Below are 253 nucleotides of genomic sequence, written 5' to 3'. Positions count from 1 at the left end.
CGTTTTGGGTTGGATTTACTTTTCCAGGCATAATTGAAGATCCAGGCTCATTTTCAGGAATATGAATTTCACCAATCCCTGAACGTGGACCAGAAGCCATTAACCTGATATCCTGAGCAATCTTAAATAAAGAAACGGCCAGTTGTTTTAGAGCTCCGTGAGACTCAACAATAGCATCGTGAGCAGCCAAAGCTTCAAATTTATTTTCAGCCGTTACGAAAGGAAGATTGGTGAATTTTGAAATATATTCAGC

At 39.5% G+C, this 253-nt stretch carries 1 protein-coding gene; it reads right to left on the bottom strand.

All coding sequences use genetic code 11. The features are described from left to right. Positions 1–253: lyase family protein (locus SCA31_RS24535; protein ID WP_410699578.1), on the bottom strand; the 253-nt coding region annotated here is incomplete at both ends.

Source organism: Chryseobacterium sp. SIMBA_028 (assembly GCF_046535285.1).
Classification (GTDB): Bacteria; Bacteroidota; Bacteroidia; order Flavobacteriales; family Weeksellaceae; genus Chryseobacterium.
Note: the sequence above shows the minus strand (reverse complement) of the source record. Positions and strands in the feature narration are given on the sequence as shown.